At 62.4% G+C, this 20,639-nt stretch carries 22 protein-coding genes and 1 pseudogene; 9 read left to right on the top strand and 14 right to left on the bottom strand.

What is annotated here, in order from left to right; translation table 11 throughout:
- Positions 1 to 14 precede the first annotated feature (14 nt).
- The 8 genes from M5B96_RS08915 to M5B96_RS08880 all read right to left on the bottom strand — a co-directional run bounded on the left by M5B96_RS08915 (position 15) and on the right by M5B96_RS08880 (position 10,534).
- A complete protein-coding gene (locus M5B96_RS08915) occupies positions 15 to 230 on the bottom strand; it encodes a hypothetical protein (RefSeq protein WP_248796316.1) in 216 nt (71 codons plus the stop codon).
- A gap of 152 nt (positions 231 to 382) precedes the next feature.
- On the bottom strand, positions 383 to 3,094 hold the full coding sequence (gene mgtA / locus M5B96_RS08910; protein ID WP_248796315.1) for a magnesium-translocating P-type ATPase: 2,712 nt from the start codon (positions 3,092 to 3,094) through the stop codon (positions 383 to 385).
- Between the two features lie 286 nt (positions 3,095 to 3,380).
- Positions 3,381 to 3,668, bottom strand: a complete 288-nt coding sequence (locus M5B96_RS08905) for a hypothetical protein (protein WP_248796314.1) — start codon at positions 3,666 to 3,668, stop codon at positions 3,381 to 3,383.
- Positions 3,669 to 4,085: 417 nt separating this feature from the next.
- Entirely contained in the window at positions 4,086 to 6,719 is a 2,634-nt protein-coding gene (locus M5B96_RS08900) for an MGH1-like glycoside hydrolase domain-containing protein (protein WP_248796313.1), read from the bottom strand.
- A gap of 72 nt (positions 6,720 to 6,791) precedes the next feature.
- Positions 6,792 to 7,880 (bottom strand): molybdenum ABC transporter ATP-binding protein, encoded by a 1,089-nt coding sequence (gene modC, locus M5B96_RS08895; protein WP_248796312.1) that lies wholly within the window; start codon positions 7,878 to 7,880, stop codon positions 6,792 to 6,794.
- A gap of 3 nt (positions 7,881 to 7,883) precedes the next feature.
- Complete coding sequence (gene modB / locus M5B96_RS08890) at positions 7,884 to 8,564, bottom strand: molybdate ABC transporter permease subunit (protein ID WP_248796311.1); 681 nt, start codon at positions 8,562 to 8,564, stop codon at positions 7,884 to 7,886.
- Positions 8,565 to 9,332, bottom strand: coding sequence for a molybdate ABC transporter substrate-binding protein (gene modA, locus M5B96_RS08885; protein ID WP_248796310.1), 768 nt, complete (start codon positions 9,330 to 9,332; stop codon positions 8,565 to 8,567).
- Between the two features lie 137 nt (positions 9,333 to 9,469).
- Positions 9,470 to 10,534 (bottom strand): NAD(P)H-dependent flavin oxidoreductase, encoded by a 1,065-nt coding sequence (locus M5B96_RS08880; RefSeq protein ID WP_248796309.1) that lies wholly within the window; start codon positions 10,532 to 10,534, stop codon positions 9,470 to 9,472.
- Positions 10,535 to 10,722: 188 nt separating this feature from the next.
- Here M5B96_RS08880 and M5B96_RS08875 point away from each other — a divergent pair, with 188 nt between their 5' ends.
- The gene (locus M5B96_RS08875; protein WP_248796308.1) at positions 10,723 to 11,181 is read left to right on the top strand and encodes a GyrI-like domain-containing protein; all 459 of its coding nucleotides are present in this window, start codon (positions 10,723 to 10,725) and stop codon (positions 11,179 to 11,181) included.
- Positions 11,182 to 11,310: 129 nt separating this feature from the next.
- Here the strand turns inward: M5B96_RS08875 and alkB are convergent, their stop codons facing one another.
- From alkB to M5B96_RS08860, 3 genes are read right to left on the bottom strand one after another with little or no spacing between them, the layout of a single operon-like run.
- A complete protein-coding gene (gene alkB, locus M5B96_RS08870) occupies positions 11,311 to 11,967 on the bottom strand; it encodes a DNA oxidative demethylase AlkB (protein ID WP_248796307.1) in 657 nt (218 codons plus the stop codon).
- Between the two features lie 22 nt (positions 11,968 to 11,989).
- Positions 11,990 to 12,166: a hypothetical protein gene (locus tag M5B96_RS08865; protein ID WP_248796306.1), complete on the bottom strand. Its 177-nt coding sequence runs from the start codon at positions 12,164 to 12,166 to the stop codon at positions 11,990 to 11,992.
- A 39-nt stretch (positions 12,167 to 12,205) separates the two neighbouring features.
- The gene (locus M5B96_RS08860) at positions 12,206 to 12,511 is read right to left on the bottom strand and encodes a DUF1883 domain-containing protein (RefSeq protein WP_100943791.1); all 306 of its coding nucleotides are present in this window, start codon (positions 12,509 to 12,511) and stop codon (positions 12,206 to 12,208) included.
- Between the two features lie 209 nt (positions 12,512 to 12,720).
- Between M5B96_RS08860 and M5B96_RS08855 the strand changes: the two genes are divergently transcribed.
- Entirely contained in the window at positions 12,721 to 13,077 is a 357-nt protein-coding gene (locus M5B96_RS08855; RefSeq protein ID WP_248796305.1) for a hypothetical protein, read from the top strand.
- Positions 13,078 to 13,093: 16 nt separating this feature from the next.
- On the opposite strand, the gene M5B96_RS08850 is transcribed toward M5B96_RS08855, so the two are convergent.
- Both M5B96_RS08850 and M5B96_RS08845 read right to left on the bottom strand, forming a co-directional pair.
- A complete protein-coding gene (locus tag M5B96_RS08850; protein ID WP_248796304.1) occupies positions 13,094 to 13,375 on the bottom strand; it encodes a hypothetical protein in 282 nt (93 codons plus the stop codon).
- An 8-nt stretch (positions 13,376 to 13,383) separates the two neighbouring features.
- A complete protein-coding gene (locus tag M5B96_RS08845) occupies positions 13,384 to 13,572 on the bottom strand; it encodes a hypothetical protein (RefSeq protein ID WP_248796303.1) in 189 nt (62 codons plus the stop codon).
- Between the two features lie 277 nt (positions 13,573 to 13,849).
- On the opposite strand from M5B96_RS08845, the gene galU reads away from it, so the two are divergent.
- The 6 genes and pseudogenes from galU to M5B96_RS08815 all read left to right on the top strand — a co-directional run.
- The gene (galU, locus tag M5B96_RS08840) at positions 13,850 to 14,689 is read left to right on the top strand and encodes a UTP--glucose-1-phosphate uridylyltransferase GalU (RefSeq protein WP_100943795.1); all 840 of its coding nucleotides are present in this window, start codon (positions 13,850 to 13,852) and stop codon (positions 14,687 to 14,689) included.
- Between the two features lie 145 nt (positions 14,690 to 14,834).
- On the top strand, positions 14,835 to 16,193 hold the full coding sequence (gorA, locus tag M5B96_RS08835; protein ID WP_248796302.1) for a glutathione-disulfide reductase: 1,359 nt from the start codon (positions 14,835 to 14,837) through the stop codon (positions 16,191 to 16,193).
- 3 nt (positions 16,194 to 16,196) lie between these two features.
- On the top strand, positions 16,197 to 16,964 hold the full coding sequence (locus tag M5B96_RS08830) for an AraC family transcriptional regulator (RefSeq protein ID WP_248796301.1): 768 nt from the start codon (positions 16,197 to 16,199) through the stop codon (positions 16,962 to 16,964).
- Between the two features lie 117 nt (positions 16,965 to 17,081).
- Positions 17,082 to 17,255 carry a DUF1427 family protein gene (locus M5B96_RS08825; RefSeq protein WP_084615061.1) on the top strand — a complete coding sequence of 58 codons (174 nt, stop codon included), beginning with the start codon at positions 17,082 to 17,084 and terminating at the stop codon, positions 17,253 to 17,255.
- A 34-nt stretch (positions 17,256 to 17,289) separates the two neighbouring features.
- Complete coding sequence (locus tag M5B96_RS08820) at positions 17,290 to 18,249, top strand: quinone oxidoreductase family protein (RefSeq protein ID WP_248796300.1); 960 nt, start codon at positions 17,290 to 17,292, stop codon at positions 18,247 to 18,249.
- A 3-nt stretch (positions 18,250 to 18,252) separates the two neighbouring features.
- Positions 18,253 to 18,423 (top strand): annotated as a pseudogene (locus M5B96_RS08815) (DUF2214 family protein); the annotation flags it as partial.
- A gap of 73 nt (positions 18,424 to 18,496) precedes the next feature.
- Here M5B96_RS08815 and M5B96_RS08810 read toward each other — a convergent pair.
- Positions 18,497 to 19,042 carry a DUF4946 domain-containing protein gene (locus M5B96_RS08810; protein WP_248796299.1) on the bottom strand — a complete coding sequence of 182 codons (546 nt, stop codon included), beginning with the start codon at positions 19,040 to 19,042 and terminating at the stop codon, positions 18,497 to 18,499.
- Between the two features lie 229 nt (positions 19,043 to 19,271).
- Here M5B96_RS08810 and M5B96_RS08805 point away from each other — a divergent pair, with 229 nt between their 5' ends.
- Positions 19,272 to 20,549 (top strand): serine/threonine transporter, encoded by a 1,278-nt coding sequence (locus M5B96_RS08805; protein ID WP_248796298.1) that lies wholly within the window; start codon positions 19,272 to 19,274, stop codon positions 20,547 to 20,549.
- Positions 20,550 to 20,639: the final 90 nt, after the last annotated feature.

Raw genomic sequence — 20,639 nt, 5'->3', positions numbered from 1 at the left:
CACGTACTGGTTTTTTACTTTCTGGGTGGGCGCAGCAACCTCACCGAAGCACGACTGATGGTGCTGGAGAACGCCAGCAGGTAGCGCATTTCGATAGCGGTCAGCGTCCCGCGAACATAGAGCTTCACGGTGACCCGCCTGACCACTTTTGCCGCTTGGGTCAGGAACAGGACCGACAGCGCCCGATAGCTGTAGTCGAGAACGGCGAGGAACTGGCTGAGTGGTTCCATGGTGGGCTCCGGGGGATGGCCGGGTTATCGGTGCCAATGGGTGAATACAAGGTGTGGGAGCGGAGCTTGCCCACGAAGCTTTTGGCGGCCTCAAGGGCCCCTTCGCGAGCAAGCTCTGCTCCTACAGGTTGGGTGTCATCCTTGCCGCTGTGTCAGAACCACTGCTTGAAGCGGCGGATATAGAAGGTCTTCATGCCCTGGGCGACCACGCAGTAGGCCAGCAGGGTGCCGACCAGCCACGGGAAGTAGGCCATCGGCAACGGCACCAGGCCGACCAGCGTGCCCAGCTGCGAGAACGGCAGGTAGATACCGATGGACACTGCGAGGCAGGTCATGACGATGATCGGCAACGATGCGGTACTCTGGAAAAACGGGATCTTCTGGGTCCGCAGCATATGCACCACCAGGGTCTGCGATAGCAGGCCTTCGATGAACCAGCCGGACTGGAACAGCGCCTGGGCTTCCACGCTGTTGGCGGCAAACACGTACCACATCAGGGCAAAGGTGGTCATGTCGAAGATCGACGAGGTCGGCCCGATCCACAGCATGAAGCGGCCGATGTTCTTCGCATCCCACTTGCGCGGCTTGCGCAGGAACTCCTTGTCCATCTTGTCCCACGGCAGGGCCAGTTGGGAGATGTCGTAGATCAGGTTCTGCAGCAGCAGGTGGATCGACAGCATCGGCAGGAACGGGATGAACGCGCTGGCCACCAGCACCGAGAACACGTTGCCGAAGTTGGAGCTGGCGGTCATGTTCAGGTACTTCATGATATTGCCGAAGGTTTCGCGGCCCTTGAGCACGCCTTCTTCCAGCACCATCAGGCTCTTTTCCAGCAGGATGATATCGGCCGATTCCTTGGCGATGTCGGTGCCGCTGTCCACCGAGATCCCGACATCGGCATCGCGCAGGGCCGGCGCATCGTTGATGCCGTCGCCGAGGAAACCGACGGTGTGACCGTTGGCTTGCAGGGCCTTGAGCACCCGGGATTTCTGCAGCGGGGTCAACTTGGCGAAGACCGTGCGTTCCTCGACCCGCAGTTGGAGGGTCGCCTCGTCCATGTGCTCGATATCCTGGCCCAGCAGCGGCAGGCCCGGTTCCAGTCCGACGTCACGGCAGATCTTGCAGGTGACCACGGCGTTGTCACCAGTCAGCACCTTGACCGTGACGCCGATATCGCGCAGGGCGGCAATCGCCGGCCCGGCGGTTTCCTTCGGCGGATCGAGGAAGGTCAGGAAGCCCCGGATGACCAGGTCACGCTCATCGGCGGTCTTGTATTGCGCCTTGGTCTGCGGCTGGAGAATATCGCGGGTCGCCAGCAACAGGACACGGAAACCGTCCTGGTTGTAATCGTTGGCCAGGGCCAGCAGGCTCTTGCGGCGCCGCTCGTCGAGGGCCACGACGTTGTTGCCTTCCATGACGTGGCTGGAGATGGCGAGCATTTCCTCGACCGCGCCCTTGCACACCAGCAGATGATCGTTGCGGCTGTCCTTGACGATGATCGACAGGCGCCGACGGACGAAATCGAAGGGCAGCTCATCGACCTTGCTGTAGGCGAACGGCTCCTGGAACTTGGGGTTTTCCCGGGAGAACTGCAGGACCGCCTGGTCCATCAGGTTCTTCAAGCCGCTCTGGTGATAGCTGTTGAGCCAGGCCAGGCCGAGTACTGCGTCATCGCGCTGGCCGGCGGTGTCGACGTGGTGCTCGAGGATGATCTTGTCCTGGGTCAGGGTGCCGGTCTTGTCGGTGCACAGCACATCCATGGAGCCGAAGTTCTGGATCGCGTTCAGGCGCTTGACCACCACCTTGCGCCGGGCCATGGCCATGGCGCCCTTGGCGAGGTTGGCGCTGACGATCATCGGCAGCATTTCCGGGGTCAGGCCCACCGCCACCGCCAGGGCGAAGAGCAGGGCATCGCTCCAGTCTCCTTTGGAGAAACCATTGAGCAGGAACACGATCGGCACCATCACCAGCATGAAGCGGATCAGCAGCCAGCTGACACTGTTCACCCCGCGGTCGAAGGCCGTCTGTACCCGCGAGCCGACAATCGCCTTGGCCAGCGAGCCGAAGTAGGTGCGCGCACCGGTGGCGACCACTACCGCCTTGGCGGTGCCGCTGACTACGTTGGTGCCCATGAAGCAGATGTTCTGCAGGTCCAGCAGGTTGCTCTGATCGGTGCTGGTGGCGGCGGACTTTGCCGCGACATCGCCGAGGGTGTCGTACTTTTCCACGGGCAAGGCTTCGCCGGTGAGCACGGCCTGGCTGATAAACAGGTCACGGGACTCGATCAGGCGGATATCCGCCGGAATCATGTCGCCGGCCGACAGGTGTACGATATCGCCGGCCACGAGGTCGCGCATCGGCACTTCGCGCAGCACCGGTTTGTTGCCCGGCTGCTCACGGCGCAGCACCGTGGCGGTGGTGCGGACCATGGCCTTGAGGGCTTCGGCGGACTTGGCCGAACGGTGTTCCTGCCAGAAGCGCAGGGTGCTGCTCAGGGTCACCATGGTCATGATGATGATGACCTTGGTCAGGTCGCCTTCTTCACCGGCGCGTTCGGCCAGCCAGAAGTCGGTGAAGAAGCTGATGCCGGCGAGGATCAGCAGCACGTAGATGAACGGGTTGTTCAGTGCCTGGAGGAACTGGATCAGCGCGTGCGGCGGCTTGTCGTGGGCGACTTCATTGAAGCCTTCGCGTTGCAGGCGGCCGGCGGCGTCGAGTTCGGTCAGGCCGTCGCGGCTGGCGTTGACGTTGCTGAAGGTGGTGGCGAGGGAGTGTTGGGCTTCGCGGGCGGCGCGCATCGACAGCTTGGTGTCTTCCTTGGCGCGGTTTGCGGTGGGCCGGATCGGGTCTTTGACTGCGTTCATGGTTATGCCTCTGTCACCTCTTCGTGACCGGGCATATAGACGTTTCACCTATTCGGCAGGCGAACGAATACAGGCCGAGTCACGCGCGGGCGATGAATTCGGAGAAGAGGGTGTATATGCTTTTAACGTTCGCTGCCCGTCCACGAAAGAATAACGGACAGCGAACCGCCTACTGGCTTCGTCCATAATGAAATACTCGATTTCTAATAATTAAAGGCATAACTATGCCGTGCACTTAAAAGTTGGAAGTGCAGGGGCGGTAGTTGTCAGTGTCAGTGCCGGATAATTAAGCGGCGCGGGCCTCGACATACAGGTTCAGAGTCAGGCCGGCGCGCTGTAGCAGCTGCGCAAGCCCGGGACTCTGCGGGTCCTGGCTGTCATCGAAATTCCAGCGTTGTTGCAACTGGCCGGTGGCCGGGCAGATACGCCAGCCGACGGTGGCGCGTGGCGGAGCCTTGGGGGCGGCGAACAGGGCATTGCCACGTACCGGTTTCACCGGTTCGCGGGACAGTTTGACGCGCATGTTCGAAGCAAAGGCGCGAACGCCGGGCATTACAGAGGATTTGAAAGTCATAACACACCTCGCGACCGGACTGGCGCCGGCAGAGGCGAGTTACGGAAAGAGCATCAAGCCCTGGCGCAGCTCACCCGACCTGTGCGTCGAGTCCCGTCATTTTCTGGGTTAAGCGCCCGGTGAGCCGCATTCGCGGGAACCGGACAGCGTCTAGATACTGTGTCCATTGGGTTCTTTTGTGAGTTGAAAAAAGGCCTGAGCAGCAGGCACGGGGAATTTACTCAACGAGGTCCTTGAAGTCAACCGTCAATGTGGCGTTTTGTTGTATTAACCTGAATATAAGCTGACGTGAAGGCAATAAGTATCGAGTATTGATTCCTGAAGTTGTTTTGTTTCAATGAGGTGGATATGTACCGGGGGCGGCTAACATATTGATGGAACCGTTCAACCCGGCTTATGTTTTCCCCCGGCAGCAGATCATTTTCGCGGTTGCAGCAACAAGGCCACCAGCGCGCTCCAGCCGGTCTGGTGGGAGGCGCCCAGGCCGCGTCCGCTGTCGCCGTGGAAATACTCATGAAACAGCACCAGGTCGTGACTCGCCGGATCGGCCTGCAACTGTGTGTAGGCCGCCATGGCTGGCCGTTGCCCTTCCTCGTCCAGCAGGAACAGCGAGGTCAGGCGCCGGCCCAGGCCGTCGGCGACTTCGTCCAGGGACGACAGGTAGCCGGAACCGCTGGGGTACTCCACGGAAAAGTGATCGTCGTAGTAACGGTGGAATTCGCGCAGCGATTCGATCAGCAGGTAGTTGATCGGCATCCACAGCGGCCCGCGCCAGTTGGAGTTGCCGCCGTACAGGCGCGAGTCGGACTCCGCCGCTTGATAGCGGGCGCTGAGGGTCTTGCCGCCGAGCTGCATGGCCAACGGCTGCTCGGCAAACGCCTTGGACAGCGAGCGGACACCAAAATCGGAGAGGAACTCGGCCTCATCAAGCATGCGTTTGAGCAGGTTCTTGGTGCGTTCGCCGCGCAGCAGCGCCAGCAGCAGGCGATTACCGTCACCGGGTTCGTTCCAGCGCGAGACCAGGGCCGCGAGATCCGGCCGGTGGTGCATGAAACCCAGCAGGCGCTCGCGCAGGCCGGGCAGGCCTTCGTGTTCGCGCTGTTCCAGCACCAGCACGGCGAACAGCGGCAGCAGGCCGACGATGGAGCGCAGGCGCACCGGCTCGCTGCGCCCGTCCGGGTGTTGCAGGACGTCGTAGAAGAATTCGTCCTGCTGGTCCCAGAGGCCTTCGGCACTGTCGTCGACCCGGTTGATCGCCCCGGCGATGTAGAGGAAGTGCTCGAAGAACTTCACCGCGATATCCACATACACCGGATTGCGCTTGGCCAGTTCCAGGGCGATGCGCATCATGTCCAGGGCATAGGCGGCGACCCAGGCGGTGCCGTCGGCCTGGTCGAGGGTGTAGCCGGGCGGCAGGTCGTCGGAGCGGTTGAACAAGGCAATATTGTCCAGCCCAAGGAAACCGCCCTGGAACAGGTTGCGGCCCTCGGCATCCTTGCGGTTGACCCACCAGGAGAAGTTCAGCAGCAGCTTGTGGAAAATCTTTTCGAGGAAATCCAGGTCACCGGCGCCGCTCAGCTCTTTTTCCCGCAGGTAGACCCGCCACGACGCCCAGGCATGCACCGGCGGGTTGGCGTCGTCGAAGCGCCACTCGTAGGCGGGCAACTGGCCGTTGGGGTGCATGAAGCGGTCTTTGACCAGGAGCAGCAACTGGTGCTTGGCGAAACCCGGATCGATCAGGGCGAAGGCCACGGCCTGGAAGCCCAGGTCCCAGGAGGCGTACCAGGGATACTCCCATGTGTCCGGCATGGAGACGATGTCGAAGTTCGACAGGTGCCGCCAGTGGCTGTTGCGGATATGCAGGCGCTCGGCCGGCGGTTGCGGTTGCGCCGGGTCGCCGTCGAGCCACTGGTTCACATCGAAGTAATAGAGCTGCTTGGACCACAACAGGCCGGCCAGGGCCTGGCGCTGGACATTGCGCGCGTCGGCGCTGTCCAGGCCGTTTTGCAGGGCGGCGTAGAAGTCATCGGCTTCCTGGCGACGCTTTGCGAAGAGCTTGCGGGGGTTGATCTTTTCCGCCCCCGGGGGTGCGAAGCGCAGGTAAACCGCGCGGGTTTCGTCCCCTTGCAGCGTCAGGGAAAAGTGCGCGGCGACCCGCGTCCCGGCATCCCGGCGAATGCTCGCGGCGCTGCTGAGCAGATGGTCGTTGATGCCATCCTTGAACGGGCCGCAGGCCTGCGAGCCGTTCAACCGCCGGGTGTTGGTTTCATTTTCGCAGAACAGCCATTCGAAGTCGTCATCACCCCAGGCACTGGCTTGCATGGGCTCGCAACCGGCGTGCTGGGCGCTGACCTTGCCACCTTCCAGGGTCAGGCTCGGCCGCCGCGCATGAATGCTCCAGCTCCAGTCATTGCGCGCCCAGAGCTGCGGCAGCACGCGCAGGCGCGCGGGCAGGTGAAAGCGGTTGTGCACGCTGACCCGCATGATGATGTCGGTCGGACCCTGCTTGGCATACTCGACCGTGATATCGAAATAGCGATTGTCCTCGAACACCCCGGTATCAAGGATCTCGTACTCGGCATCACCCAGGCCGCGCCGGGCGTTTTCCGTGACCAGGTCGTCGTAGGGGAAGGCGGCCTGCGGGTATTTGTAGAGCATGCGCATATACGCATGACTGGGCACGCCGTCGACGTAGAAGTACAGCTCCTTGACGTCCTCGCCGTGATTGCCTTCGGCATTGTTCAGGCCGAACAGGCGCTCTTTGAGAATCGGGTCGCGCTCGTTCCACAGGGCCAACCCGAGGCACCAGTGCTGGGACTTGTCGGAGAACCCCGCGAGGCCATCCTCGCCCCAGCGATAGGCGCGGCTGCGGGCGTGATCGTGGGGGAAATAGGCCCAGGCATCGCCGTCGGCGCTGTAGTCCTCGCGTACCGTGCCCCATTGCCGTTCACTCAGGTACGGCCCCCATTCACGCCACTGGGCGGCGTCCTCGCCCGCCAGACGCTGGCCTTCAAGGGTATCGAGAAGCGTCGCTGCTGGTTTGGCCGTCATCGGGTCTTCCGTCGCGTGGGAGCTGAGCCGCAGTGTAGAACGCGCCGACAGCCTTGCGGGAGTCAGTTGTCGTCAGGCCAGCACCGCCACCGATTTGATCTGCGCCCAGAGCTGCTGGCCCGTTGCCAGCTTGAGCTGGTCGCGGGAGTAGCGGGTGATCCGCGCCAGCAACGGCGTGCCCGCGGCTTCCAGTCGGACCAGCACATGGGCGCTGTTGTCGGCGGGGGTTTCCCCGGTGATGGTCACCGGCAACAGGTTGAGGATGCTGCTGTGTTCGCCCGGTTGCCGGCTGAGACTGACGTCGCGGGCCTGGATCTTGAAGCGTAGGCGTTTGCCCGGGGCCAGTGGGGTGTGGGCCACCCTTACGTTCAGCAGGCTGTCGGGCAATTGCAGGGTCAGCAACTGATACTGGGGGTCGTAAGCGTTGACCGTGCCCTCGATCACCACGCCGGCATCGTCGCCCAGGGCCATGGGCAGGTCGAGCCGCGCCAGGGTTTCACCGATGGGGCCGCTGGCCTGGGCCTTGCCCGCGCTGAGCAGGACGATATGGTCGGCCAGGCGCGCCACTTCGTCCTGCGAGTGACTGACATAGAGCAGCGGGATTTCCAGCTCGTCATGCAGGCGTTCCAGATACGGCAGGATCTCGTTCTTGCGCTGGCTGTCGAGCGCCGCCAGCGGTTCGTCCATCAGCAGCAGTTGCGGGCTGGTGAGCAGCGCCCGGGCAATGCCGATGCGCTGGCGCTCGCCACCGGACAGGTGCTGTGGATGGCGTTCGAGCAGATGGCCGATGCCCAGCAAGTGGGTGGCGTGGGCCATGTCGACCCGGCGTTGGGCGCGGGGAATGCGGCGCAGGCCGAATTCCAGGTTGGCGCGGACCGACAGGTGGGCGAACAGGCTGGCCTCCTGGAACACATAACCCAGGGCGCGCTTATGCGGTGGGACGAACAGTTGGCGGCTGCTGTCCTGCCAGATCTGCTCGTTGACCTGGATAAAGGCCTCTGGGGCTTTTTCCAGGCCGGCGATGCAGCGCAGGCAGGTGGTCTTGCCCGAGCCCGAGTGTCCGTACAGCGCGGTGACGCCACGGCCGGGCAGTTGCAGGTCGAGGTCCAGGGCAAAGTCCGGATAACTCAGGCGCAGGCACACTTGTATCGAAGAAGCCATGGCTCAACTCCAGCCCATTTTGGTCTTGCGGCTCGAGTACAGCGCCAGCAACACGAGAAAGGAAAACACCAGCATGGCGCCGGCCAGCCAGTGGGCCTGGAGGTATTCCATGGCCTCGACGTGGTCGTAGATCTGCACTGAGACCACCCGGGTCTTTTCCGGGATATTGCCGCCGATCATCAGTACCACGCCGAATTCGCCGACGGTATGGGCGAAGCCGAGGATCGCGGCGGTGATAAAGCCCGGTCGTGCCAGGGGCAGGACCACGCTGAAGAAAGTGTCCCAGGGATTGGCGCGCAAGGTCGCGGCCACTTCCAACGGGCGAGTACCGATGGCGCTGAAAGCGTTTTGCAGCGGTTGCACCACAAAGGGCATCGAGTAGATCACCGAGCCGATCACCAACCCGGTGAAGCTGAAGGTGAGGGTGCCCAGCCCGATGGACTGGGTGAACTGGCCGATATAGCCGTGGGGGCCGAAGGCGATCAGCAAGTAGAAGCCGATCACCGTCGGCGGCAGCACCAGCGGTAACGCCACCACCGCGCCGACCGGTCCGCGCAGCCAGGAGCGGGTGCGGGCCAGCCAGAGGGCAATCGGAGTGCCGATCAGCAACAGGATGACCGTGACCAGGGACGCCAGTTTCAGGGTCAGCCAGATGGCGGCGAAGTCGGCACTCGAGAACGGCATTTAGAGCTGGTAGCCGTAGGATTTGATGATGGCGGCGGCTTTCGGCCCCTTGAGGTACTCGACCAGCGCCTTGGCGGCGGCGTTGTCCTTGCCCTTGGCCAGGATCACCGCGTCCTGCTTGATCGCCTCATGCATGTCGGCCGGGACGATCCATGCCGAACCGCTGGTGACCTTGCCGTCCTTGTAGATCTGCGACAGGGCGACAAAGCCCAGCTCGGCATTGCCGGTGGAGATGAACTGGTAGGCCTGGGTGATGTTCTGGCCGGTGACCAGCTTGTCCTTGACCTGGTCGGTCAGGCCGAGCTTGGCCAGGACCTGGGTGGCGGCCAGGCCGTAGGGCGCGGCTTTCGGGTCGGCGATGGACAGATGCTGGTACTGGTTGTCCTTGAGCACCTGGCCCTTGGCATCGACATAACCCTCCTTGGCCGACCACAGGGCCAGGGTGCCGGTGGCGTAGGTGAAGCGCGAGCCGGCCAGGATATCGCCCTCTTTTTCCAGCTTGGCGGGGGTGCTGTCGTCGGCGGCGAGGAAGACTTCGAACGGTGCACCGTTCTTGATCTGGGTGTAGAACTGGCCGGTGGCCCCATAGGCCGCGACCAGCTTGTGGCCGGTGTCTTTTTCGAAGTCGGCGGCGATGGCCTGGATCGGCGCGGTGAAGTTGGCCGCGACGGCGACCTGGACTTCGGCGGCCTGGGCCGAGCTGAAAGCGAGCACGCCGAGGAGGGCGGCCAGGCAAGTCGGGGCAAAGCGTGAGGCACGAATGGTCATGAAGCGGCTCCGTTCAAAGGAAAGGGACAGGCAAATGCGCCGCTTGTTATAGGAAGTGTGCGGCGCTGAGAGGGTAAATCGCTATATAAATAAATATATAGCGATTTGATGGCCCTGGCGAGGGGCCCGGCTCCTGCTCAGCGTCTGGTCAATATCGCCTGGGCCTGCTCCGCCAGCTGCCGGGTCAATGCCTCGGCCGGTAACTCCACACCCAGTCGCAACGCCTGGCCCGACCACAGGTTGCTGAAGTCCGCCTCACCCTTGGCCCGCAGTGGCAGCAGCGCGCCGCCGGCCAGGGGAAATGCCGGGGCCATATCGCTGATCGGTCCCAGTTCGCGCATCGCCCGGTTCATGATCCCCCGCGCCGGCCGGCCGGTGAACAGGTTGGTCAGGGCCGTCTCGCTTTCCTTCGCGCTGCGCAGCGCCTGGTGATGCGACGCCGAGACCTTGGCCTCCGGGGTAAACAGGTAGGCCGTGCCCATTTGTACCGCCGAGGCCCCGAGCATGAAGGCCGCCGCGATGCCACGGCCGTCGCCTATACCGCCGGCGGCAATCACCGGGACGTCCACCGCATCGGCGATCTGTGGCACCAGGGCGATGGTGCCGACCTGGGTGTTGAGGTCGCTGCTGAGGAAGATACCGCGATGGCCGCCAGCTTCGTTGCCCATGGCGATGATCGCGTGGCAGCCACGCTCTTCCAGCCAGCGCGCCTCGTCCACAGTGGTGGCGCAACCGACGATAGTCGCGCCGGTGGCTTTCACCCGGTTGAGCAGGGCTTCGGGCGGCAGGCCGAAGTGGAAACTGACGATCTCCGGCTGCAATTCTTCCACCAACTGGCAGCTGGTTTCATCGAAAGGCGCGCGGCTGGAAACCGGGGTCGGTGCATTGAAATCCACGCCCAGTTCACGGTAGTAGGGGGCCAGGCGCTCTTTCCAGCGTTTTTCCCGCTCCGGGTCCGCGGCCGGCGGTTGGTGGCAGAAGAAGTTGATGTTCAATGGCGCCTGGGTCGCGCTGCGAAAGAGCTGCACCTCCTGACGAATCTGCTCCGGGGTCAGCATCGCGCAGGGCAGGGACGCGAGGCCTCCGGCCCGGGCAACGCCGATCATCATGGCGGACGTGGTCGCCCCGGCCAGCGGCCCCTGAATGATCGGGAGTTCGATGCCGAACAGGTCAAGAATACGGGTGTCAGGCCAGGTGCTCATGACGACTTTTCTCCGGGGCAGATAAAAGGATAACGACGAGAACAGGGCTGGTTTGTATCAGGAATGAGGACCGTAAGGCCAGTCGCTGTCTTATTTGCACACGCAAAAAAATGCTCCCCGGTGACGGCCTCGGAAAATCCACCTAAAGTTGTCGCACTTCAAAACCCCGACTCAGGAGCGAGATTCAGATGGATGTGAAACGCGTGGAAGTGGCGCCTTTCCAGGTGTCCGGTCGGCGGGTGCGCACCCGCAATCAGGATGAACAGCACGCGCAGACGGCCAGAATCGGCGGGTTGTGGGGTGGTTTTTTCGCCGAGGGGCTGGCCGAACGTATCAGTACCCGGCAAGCAGACTCTCTTGTGTACGGCGTCTACTCCGGTTACGAGTCCGATGCCAGCGGCTATTTCGATGTGACGGCCGCGGTGGCGGTCAGCACGCCCGCGCCGGGCTATGAGACGCTGCAGGTTCAAGCGGGTCCCTACCTGGTTTTCGAAGGTCGCGGCGCGATGCCGCAGAGCGTGATCGAAACCTGGGGGCGGATCTGGGCGTACTTCGAACAGCATCCCGGGCAGCGACGCTTTGCCACGGATTTTGAAGCCTATACCGGGCCTGACAGCGTGGCGGTGTACATCGGGGTCGTCGCTTGAAGTGGCAATGCGCCTTTGATCGCCTGTATTTTCTAGACGAGTGATCTAAATTGCAGGCGAACCTGTTCAGCAGCAGCTTGATTGAAAAGGACGAAGACGGTTATCGGGCCGCCGCCAAGGCGCGCGCGGCTAGCCGGCTGTGCGCAAGGTGAAGTTGATGCGCTCGGCCCCCAACTGTGGGTGATGGCATTCCTTGATCGGCAGGACGCCATGGAAGCGCAGCCGGTCGACGCCGCCCCAGACCACGATATCGCCGTGAAACAACGGGATGCGCCGGGTCTTGTCGCTGCGTTCGTGGCCGCCGAACAGGAAGATCGCCGGCAGCCCCAGGGAGACCGAGACCACGGGCGCGCTGAAGTCGCGTTCGTTGCGGTCCTGGTGCAGGGACATCTTCGCCCCTGGCAGGTAGCGATTGATCAGGCAGGCATCGGGACTGAAGTGGGTAAACCCCGCCGCCTCGGCCGCCTCCACCGCCAGTTGTCGGAGCACCTCGGGCATTTCCGGCCAGGGTCGACCGCTTTGCGGGTCGATGCGGGTATAGCGGTAGCCGTCGCGATCGCTGGTCCAGCCCCATGTGCCGCAACTGCTCAGGCTGGCGGACATGGTGAATCCACCGGGAGTGACCATCTGCCGGAACGGCGCCTGCGCCAGCACCTCGGCCAGGGCCGGCAGCAGGTGCTCGACCCAGGGCAGGGCAAAGCCGCGCAGCACCCAGGATTGTGCGCCGATGGCTTCGTGGCGTTCGGGTTGCTGCAGGTCGGCGTCGGCAAACAGGTCGAGGGTCATGTGCGGTGGTGGGCGCGGACTCTTACAGCGCCTTGCTCGCTTTCACGTCGCTGATGATATCGTCACTCTCGCCATGAATGGCTTTCAGTGCGGCCAGGGCTTGTTCGTCGCTGCCGTTTTCCAGCTGGGCGAATTCGAAGCGACGCTCACCGTTGAGCTTGTATTTGATGACGTACTTGGTGGTGGGTGTGGTGTTCACGGCGATTCCGATAACGAGAAGATGGACAGCAATGGCGTTTCAGCGCAGTTTCGAGCTGGAGCGACGGATGATGCGAATCGAGTGGGTCAGGTTCGGTTTGCGGGTGACGCTGATGGCGCGCTTGGTCACCACGGTATCGATGGTAATGTTCCAGAAACCGGTGCTCGGAATGGTGATCTTCGCCGGAAAAGTATCAAATGCGCCGCCGTGGTAGGTGTGACGACCGCCATTCTTGAAGCTGCGGAAGTTGGCGTCGTTCATCAGGCGGATGTTGCACGTCTGGGAGCATTCGATCACGACGATGTCGTCTTCGTTGAGGTGCTCGCGCTGGTGGATGAATTTCAAGGGCGTCTCCAGAAGGCTTTTTCTACAAAATCAAAAAGATAGCATGTGACATGGGGTGTTTTTAGCACGCTAGCGGATTTATTCGACCGGCAGGCCTCCCAGTCTGACGGATTGCGTAGCCTTGTCGCCATAAAAGTTGGATTAAATCCTTGGATGCGGGAGAAAAAACCTCCGGGCGCTGTCCTACCGTCTTTATCGGAGATTTGCTTATGAAGTGGGGTGTGTGGGCGTTGGCTGCTCTGGTCATGAGCGGGTGTGCGAGTGTCTCGGATATCGAGCAGTCACCACCGACGATGGCCGTGATCTCCGGCAAGAAGCCCATGGCCTATGCCCAGTGCTTCGATACACGGTTGACCAAGGACCGCGGCCCTTCATTGATCGAGCCTTATCACAAGGACGGGGTCAAGGTGATTGTACGTGACCGTTTTTCCACCCATCCGTCGGCGGTGCTGTTTATCGAAGAGCGCTCCAGCGGCAGCAGCATCAAGGTTTTCGAGAGCATGTCGAATTTCCCGCTGCGCTCGCGAGCGGTGCTCGATGCGGCGGAGCACTGCATTTCAGGCTGAGGCCCCTGGCGCCTGGCTATTTGCACACCACGGTCACCGTGCGGCTTTTGAAATTGCCGACGTCGACGCCCAGGGTCTTGTCGCTCTCCTTGGGCGAGGGGGTGCCATCGGTGCCGACGATGGTGTAGCCGGTGCCGGCACAGGAGGCATCGGCCTTCTCGTAGCACTTGGCCCAGGACATGGCCTCGCCCGAACAATCGATGGCCAGGCCCTGCTCGCCGTTGTTCAGGTAGGCCTTGGATGCCGTGGCGCAGCCGCCCAAGGCCAGCAACGCAATCAATGCCAGATATTTGTTCATGCCGGGTATCAGTCCTTGTTGCCACGACGCCGGGCGGCGGGGGCGGGGGTATCTTCGAAGACCGAGGCCACTTCAATGGCCAGCGCTTCGCTCGGGAACGGGCCGGCGACCGGTTCGCCATCGGCACCGGTCAGCCACCACTGGCCGTCTTTTGCTTGATTGATCAGGTAACCGTTCACGTTCTTTGCTGCCGACATCGATCTGTCTCATGGGCTGATGAAAGGTGCTGATGATAGCTCAGATCAAGGCATAAGCCGTCAATAGCGGCTAGAGTTGATGGCCGAAGCGCAAAGGTCGACGATTGACCCACCCGCTGAGCGCCGGATGTAGCAATATTTGACACAGTCCCGGAACTATCTGCCGCCAGGTTTCTCTAGATTGACGTCAGTCTGCTATCAGCCGGGCATTGTAAGGTGGCCGCCGCGTGATTAGACTGCGCCGAAACTTGTACACACCGCCCTTTCAAGGACTTATATGATCAAGAAATGCTTGTTCCCAGCAGCCGGTTACGGTACTCGCTTCCTCCCAGCGACTAAAGCCATGCCCAAAGAAATGCTGCCGGTGGTGAACAAGCCACTGATCCAGTACGGCGTCGAGGAAGCGCTGGACGCCGGCTTGACCGAGATCTCGATCGTGACCGGTCGTGGCAAGCGCGCTCTGGAAGACCACTTCGACATCAGCTACGAGTTGGAAAACCAGATCAAGGGCACCGACAAGGAAAAATACCTGGTCGGTATCCGCAAGCTGCTGGACGAGTGCTCGTTCTCCTACACCCGTCAGACCGAAATGAAAGGCCTGGGTCACGCAATCCTGACCGGCCGCCCATTGATCGGTGACGAGCCCTTCGCCGTGGTACTGGCGGACGACCTGTGCGTCAACCTCGAAGGCGACGGCGTCCTGACCCAGATGGTCAAGCTGTACAAGCAGTATCGCTGCACCATCGTCGCGATCCAGGAAGTCGATCCACAGGAAACCAACAAGTACGGCGTGATTGCCGGCGACCTGATCGGTGACGACCTGTACCGCGTACGCAACATGGTCGAGAAGCCGAAGCCGGAAGATGCACCGTCGAACCTGGCGATCATCGGTCGTTACATCCTGACCCCGGACATCTTCGCCCTGATCGAGCAGACCGAGCCAGGCAAGGGTGGCGAGATCCAGATCACCGACGCCCTGATGAAGCAGGCCCAGGATGGTTGCGTGATTGCCTACAAGTTCAAAGGCAAGCGTTTCGACTGCGGTGGCGCCGAAGGCTACATCGAAGCCACCAACTTCTGCTTTGAGCACTTCTACAAGACTGGCAAGGCTTACTGATTCAGCCTGCTTTTTGTAGACAGTATCGCGTAGAAAGAAAAGCCACCCACCCGGGTGGCTTTTTCGTTTCTACGCCCTCATGTATGCCTGACGCTGACCCAGAAGGCTACAGCGGGTATGCTGTGCGCCTGCCGAGGAGATTGAAATGGCCTACGATTTTGACCTGTTTGTGATTGGTGCCGGTTCCGGCGGTGTGCGTGCTGCGCGGTTTGCCGCCGGGTTTGGCGCCAAGGTGGCGGTGGTCGAAAGCCGCTACCTGGGCGGCACCTGCGTCAACGTCGGCTGTGTGCCGAAAAAGCTCCTGGTGTACGGCGCGCATTTCGCCGAGGACTTCGAGCAGGCCCAGGGCTTTGGCTGGTCGCTAGGTGAAGCGGACTTCGACTGGGCGACCCTGATCGCCAACAAGGACAAGGAAATTCACCGCCTCAATGGCATCTATCGCAGCTTGCTGGTCAACAGCGGCGTGACCCTGCTCGAAGGCCACGGCAAGCTGGTCGATCCGCATCAGGTCGAAGTCAACGGCCAGCATTACAGCGCCAAGCACATTCTGATCGCCACCGGCGGCTGGCCACAGATTCCCGATATCCCCGGCAGCGAACACGCCATCAGTTCCAATGAAGCCTTCTTCCTCAAGGAACTGCCCAAGCGCATCCTGGTGGTCGGCGGCGGCTACATTGCCGTTGAGTTCGCCGGGATCTTCCACGGCCTGGGCGCCGCTACCCAACTGCTCTATCGCGGCGACCTGTTCCTGCGCGGTTTTGACGGTTCGGTACGCCGGCACCTGAAGGAAGAGCTGACCAAGCGCGGATTGGGCCTGAACTTCAACGCCGATATCGAACGGATCGACAAGCAGGCCGACGGCAGCCTCAAGGCCACCCTCAAGGACGGTCGCGAGCTGGAGGCCGACTGTATTTTCTACGCCACCGGCCGGCGGCCGATGCTGGACAACCTGGGCCTGGAAAACACCGGGGTGAAGCTGGACAAGCACGGCTTTATCCAGGTCGACGAGCAATACCAGACCAGCGAACCGTCGATCCTCGCCCTCGGCGATGTCATCGGTCGCGTGCAACTGACCCCGGTGGCCCTGGCCGAAGGCATGGCGGTGGCCCGGCGTCTGTTCAAGCCCGAACAGTATCGTCCGGTGGACTACGCGATGATTCCGACGGCGGTCTTCAGCCTGCCGAATATCGGAACCGTCGGCCTGAGCGAAGAGCAGGCACGGGAGCAGGGCCACGAAGTGCAGATCTTCGAAAGTCGCTTCCGGCCGATGAAGCTGACCCTGACCGAGTGTCAGGAGCGGACCCTGATGAAGCTGGTGGTGGACGCCAAGACCGACAAGGTGCTGGGTTGCCATATGGTCGGGCCGGAGGCCGGGGAAATCGTTCAGGGGCTGGCCATTGCCTTGAAAGCCGGCGCGACCAAGCAGCATTTCGACGAAACCATCGGCGTGCACCCGACGGCGGCCGAAGAGTTCGTCACCATGCGCACGCCGGTTGCTGGCTGAGCCATGGCCCTGGCAGCGCCGCCGGACCTGAGCGACACCGACAGGCCGGTACAACCTTTGGCCCGGACTTACCCGCGGGGATTGTTCATCGAGCCCCACGTGCACGTCTGGGGCCAGTTGCTCTACGCGATGTCGGGGGTGATGTGGGTCGAGACGCCCCACGAGGCCCTGGCGGTCCCGCCGCAGCGCGCGGTATGGCTGCCGCCCGGTGTTCCCCATGGGATCCGGGTGGTCTCGGACCTGCAGATGCGCAATATCTATCTGCGTCCGGAGTTGGCCGCAACCCTGGAAGACAGCGTCCAGGTGATCGAGGTCGGCGGCCTGCTGCGCGAGTTGATCGTGCATCTGGTGGGGCAGGCCGAGGATCCCCAGGGCGATTATTATGAGGCGTTGGTCAATCTGTCCCTGCTGGAGCTCAAGCGCGCGCGACGCGCGTTTCTGAAGATTCCCATGCCTTCGGACAGTGACCGCCGGCTGATGAACCTGTGCCAAGCGGTCATGAGTGCGCCGTCGTTGGACATCTCTTTTGAGCAGCACGCGCAATCGGCCGGGGCCAGCGTACGAACCCTGGCGCGCTTGTTCCAGGGCGAGTTGGGCATGGGCTTCGCCGAGTGGCGACGCCAGGTGCAATTGGCGACCGCCGTCGCGGAGCTGATCCAGGGCGTGCCGGTCAGCCGTATCGCCCGGGAGCTGGGCTACTCGCCGAGTAGTTTCAGCGATATGTTCCGGCGTGCGCTGGGCGTGGCTCCTTCCCACTATCCGGCGGGCTGACGAGCGCCGTTCCTGTCGGGGAGGGTGCTTTGGCCGAAATACAGAAGCCTTTGACCGACGCCCCCGCTTTACCGGTCATAGACTCTGGGCATTCCCTCATCGAGCCCGGAGTTCATCATGAGCTACCTTATCTCTCTCGCAATCGGCATCGCCGTCGGACTGCTTTACGGCGGACTCGACTTCCGTTCCCCGGCGCCGCCCGCCGTGGCCCTGGTTGGCCTTTTGGGCATGCAGCTGGGGGAAAAGGCCTGGCCCCTGGGCAAACAATTGGTCGCCGGCTGGCTGTCCTGAACCCCCACGTTTTTTCTGACTGGATGCGTATTTTATGAAAGCCCTGCAATTTGCGAAAACCGGTGATCTCTCGGCCCTGCAACTGGTCGACGTGCCCACCCCGGTACCTGCTGCCGGAGAAGTCCTGGTGCAGATCAAGGCAGCCGGCCTGAACCCCAGCGACGTGAAAAACGTGCTCGGTCGTTTCTCCTACACCACGCTGCCACGGATTCCCGGTCGGGATTTCGCCGGCGTGGTGATCGAGGGGCCGCAAGCGTTGCTGGGCCAGGAAGTCTGGGGCACCGGCAAGGAGCTGGGCTTTACCGGCGACGGTTCCCATGCCCAATACCTGACCCTGCCCGCCAGCGGAGTGGCGATCAAGCCGACGCACTTGAGCTTCGCCCAGGCCGCCAGCCTCGGCGTGCCATTCACCACCGCCTGGGATGCCCTGGAGCGCAGCCTGGTGAAGGCCGATACGCGGTTGCTGGTGATCGGTGCCAATGGCGCCGTCGGTAGCGCCGCGCTGGCCCTGGCGAAGATTCGCGGGGCGCGGGTGCTGGGGGCGGTGCGGCGCGCGGAGCAGGTCAAGGTGCTTCAGGACAAGGGCTTTGACGCCATTCAACTGGACAAGCCGGAAGATCTGGCGGCGTCGGTCAATGCTGTCTTCCCGGGTGGCGCCGATGTGATCTTCGATACCACCGGCTTCTGGCTGCCAGCGGCAGTGACGGCCCTCGCGCCTTTTGGTCGGATCGCGATCATCGCCGCGCCGGTTGACGGTCATGTGCAGTTGCCGGCCCTGGCCTTGTATCGCAAGGGCGGTTCGGTGGTCGGGATCAACTCGCTGCTCTACGGCACCGAGGCCTGTGCGCGGATGCTCGATCAGTTCGGGCGCTTCTTTGACGAGGGCTTGCTGGAACTGCCGACAGGGTTGTTGGAGTCGCCACTGTCCGAGGGCCTGGCGCGTTATGCCGAGGTCAATCAAGGCGGCAGTGACAAGGTGATCCTGCTGCCTTGAGGTGTGGCGCCGATGATCAGCCTGATCAAATGGCGTATTGCGCAGAAGAAGGGCTCGGCCATCGATATCGGCCGCGCCCGGCTATTCGCCCGGATCAGCCATATCGAAGCGCTGTTGATCATGCTGATCGTAATTGCCGCCAGCGGCATGGCCCGGGGATTCCTGGCCGGGTAGGGGCCTGTGGCCCTGCGGGATTGGTCGGCCGCCATCGCCGGCAAGCCGGCTCCCACAGGGGCGTGCCGGGGGCTCAGGGCTGCAGGCGCAGGCTCGCCCGGATGCCGTTGACCACCGGCTCGACGCTCTTGTAACCGTCCGCCGAACCGGCATAAAGCAAGGAATACGCCTTGCCGTCGCGGGCCGCGGCCACCAGGGTCTGGGTCATCACGTGACCGCCGTTCTGGGTGATGGTGCAAGTGGTTTCCACCGCAGCCATGCCCCCCAGGGTGCTGTCGTGAATGCGGTTGCAGACACTCATGAAGCCGCGCTCGACAAAGTTCTTCTGCACCGCCTTGCGCATCTCCAGCAACACCCCGGGGAGGTTGACTTCATGGCCGGGATTGAGCCCCGACTCGGTCAATTCCATGACCATCAGCGGGTCGCCGTTGGCGTCGTTCTTCACCGCGCGCTGGCGCAGGCCGCTGATCACTTCGCCGGCGGCGTTCTGCGCCGGGGGCAAGGTCTGCACCTCCCAGTCGCTTGGCCAGGTGATGATCAGGTCGTCGGCCAGGGCCGACGAGCTGCCCAGCAGCAGAAGCAGGGTGGTGAAACAGGCACGACATTGCGCGGAGGTCATGGGTGGGCACTGATCGAGAGGCTGGAATTGATTGTTACAGTGTATCAATACTCCGGGGGAAATGGCGGATAAAACTGCGCCCGTAATCGACCGTTACTCAGCTAACCCTTTGCTTCTCAAGCTTAATCCCGGACAATCGCGCCCCTCTTATGGCCGGGACGCTGCCAGTAACCTGTTTTTTATCCGTCCCGGTCGCGTGGTAATGACCGGCTAACGGAGATTCGACCGGATGAATGACCAGGCCAACAGCGTCGACGAACGCTATGAATCGGCACCCGCTGCGCTGAGCAGTTGGAGTCGCCAAGACACTACCTGGATGCTGGGCCTGTTCGGCACGGCCATCGGCGCGGGCACCTTGTTCCTGCCGATCAACGCGGGGCTGGGCGGCTTCTGGCCGTTGCTGGTCCTGGCGGTGCTGGCGTTCCCCATGACCTTCTACGCCCACCGTGGCCTGACCCGTTTCGTGCTCTCCGGGCGCGCGGGCGCGGATATCACCGAGGTGGTGGAAGAACATTTCGGCATCAAGGCCGGGGCACTGATCACTTTGCTGTACTTCTTTGCGATCTTCCCGATCCTGCTGATCTACAGCGTGGCGCTGACCAATACCGTCGGCAGTTTCCTCGAACACCAACTGCACCTGGTGCCGCCGCCCCGGGCGCTGCTGTCGCTGATGCTGATCCTCGGCCTGCTGGTGGTGGTGCGTTGTGGCGAGCAGGTGATCGTCAAGGCCATGAGCCTGATGGTCTATCCGTTTATCGTCGCCTTGCTGTTCCTGGCGGTGTACCTGGTACCGCACTGGAACGGCGGTATCCTCGCCACGGCCGGCAATCTGCCCGAGCCGTCGGCCTTGCTGCATACCTTGTGGCTGGCCATTCCGGTGATGGTCTTTTCCTTCAACCATTCGCCGATCATCTCGGCCTTCGCGGTTGACCAGAAACGTCGCCATGGTGAGCACGCCGAGGAGCGCAGTTCGCAGATCCTGTCGCGGGCCCACCTGCTGATGGTGGTGATGGTGCTGTTCTTCGTCTTCAGTTGCGTGCTGACCCTGTCGCCGGCGCAACTGGCCGAAGCCAAGGCACAGAACCTGTCGATCCTGTCCTACCTGGCCAACCACTTCAGCAACCCGACCATCGCCTTCGCGGCGCCGTTGATTGCCTTCGTGGCGATTTCCAAGTCCTTCCTGGGGCACTACATCGGGGCCAGCGAGGGCCTCAAGGGCCTGGTCGCCAAGAGTGGCCGCAAACCCGGGACCAAGGCCCTGGACCGCATGACGGCGGCGTTCATGCTGGTGGTGTGCTGGCTGGTGGCAACCTTGAACCCGAGCATACTCGGCATGATCGAGACCCTCGGCGGGCCGATCATCGCGGCGTTGCTGTTCCTGATGCCGATGTACGCGATTCGTCGGGTGCTGGCGATGCGGCAGTACTCGGGGCAGATGTCCAACGTATTCGTCACGCTGGTGGGCTTGGTGGCGATTTCGGCGTTGATCTATTCGTTGTCGGCGTGATCTGAAACGCGGTCTTGCAGAGAGACCGCGTTATCGTTCTTCGCGGGCAAGCACCGCTCCCACGAGGTATGTGTCGTACACGGCACATAG

This window comes from Pseudomonas sp. MWU13-2105, from assembly GCF_023242315.1.
GTDB lineage: Bacteria > Pseudomonadota > Gammaproteobacteria > Pseudomonadales > Pseudomonadaceae > Aquipseudomonas.
This window is presented reverse-complemented; position numbering and strand designations above follow the sequence as displayed.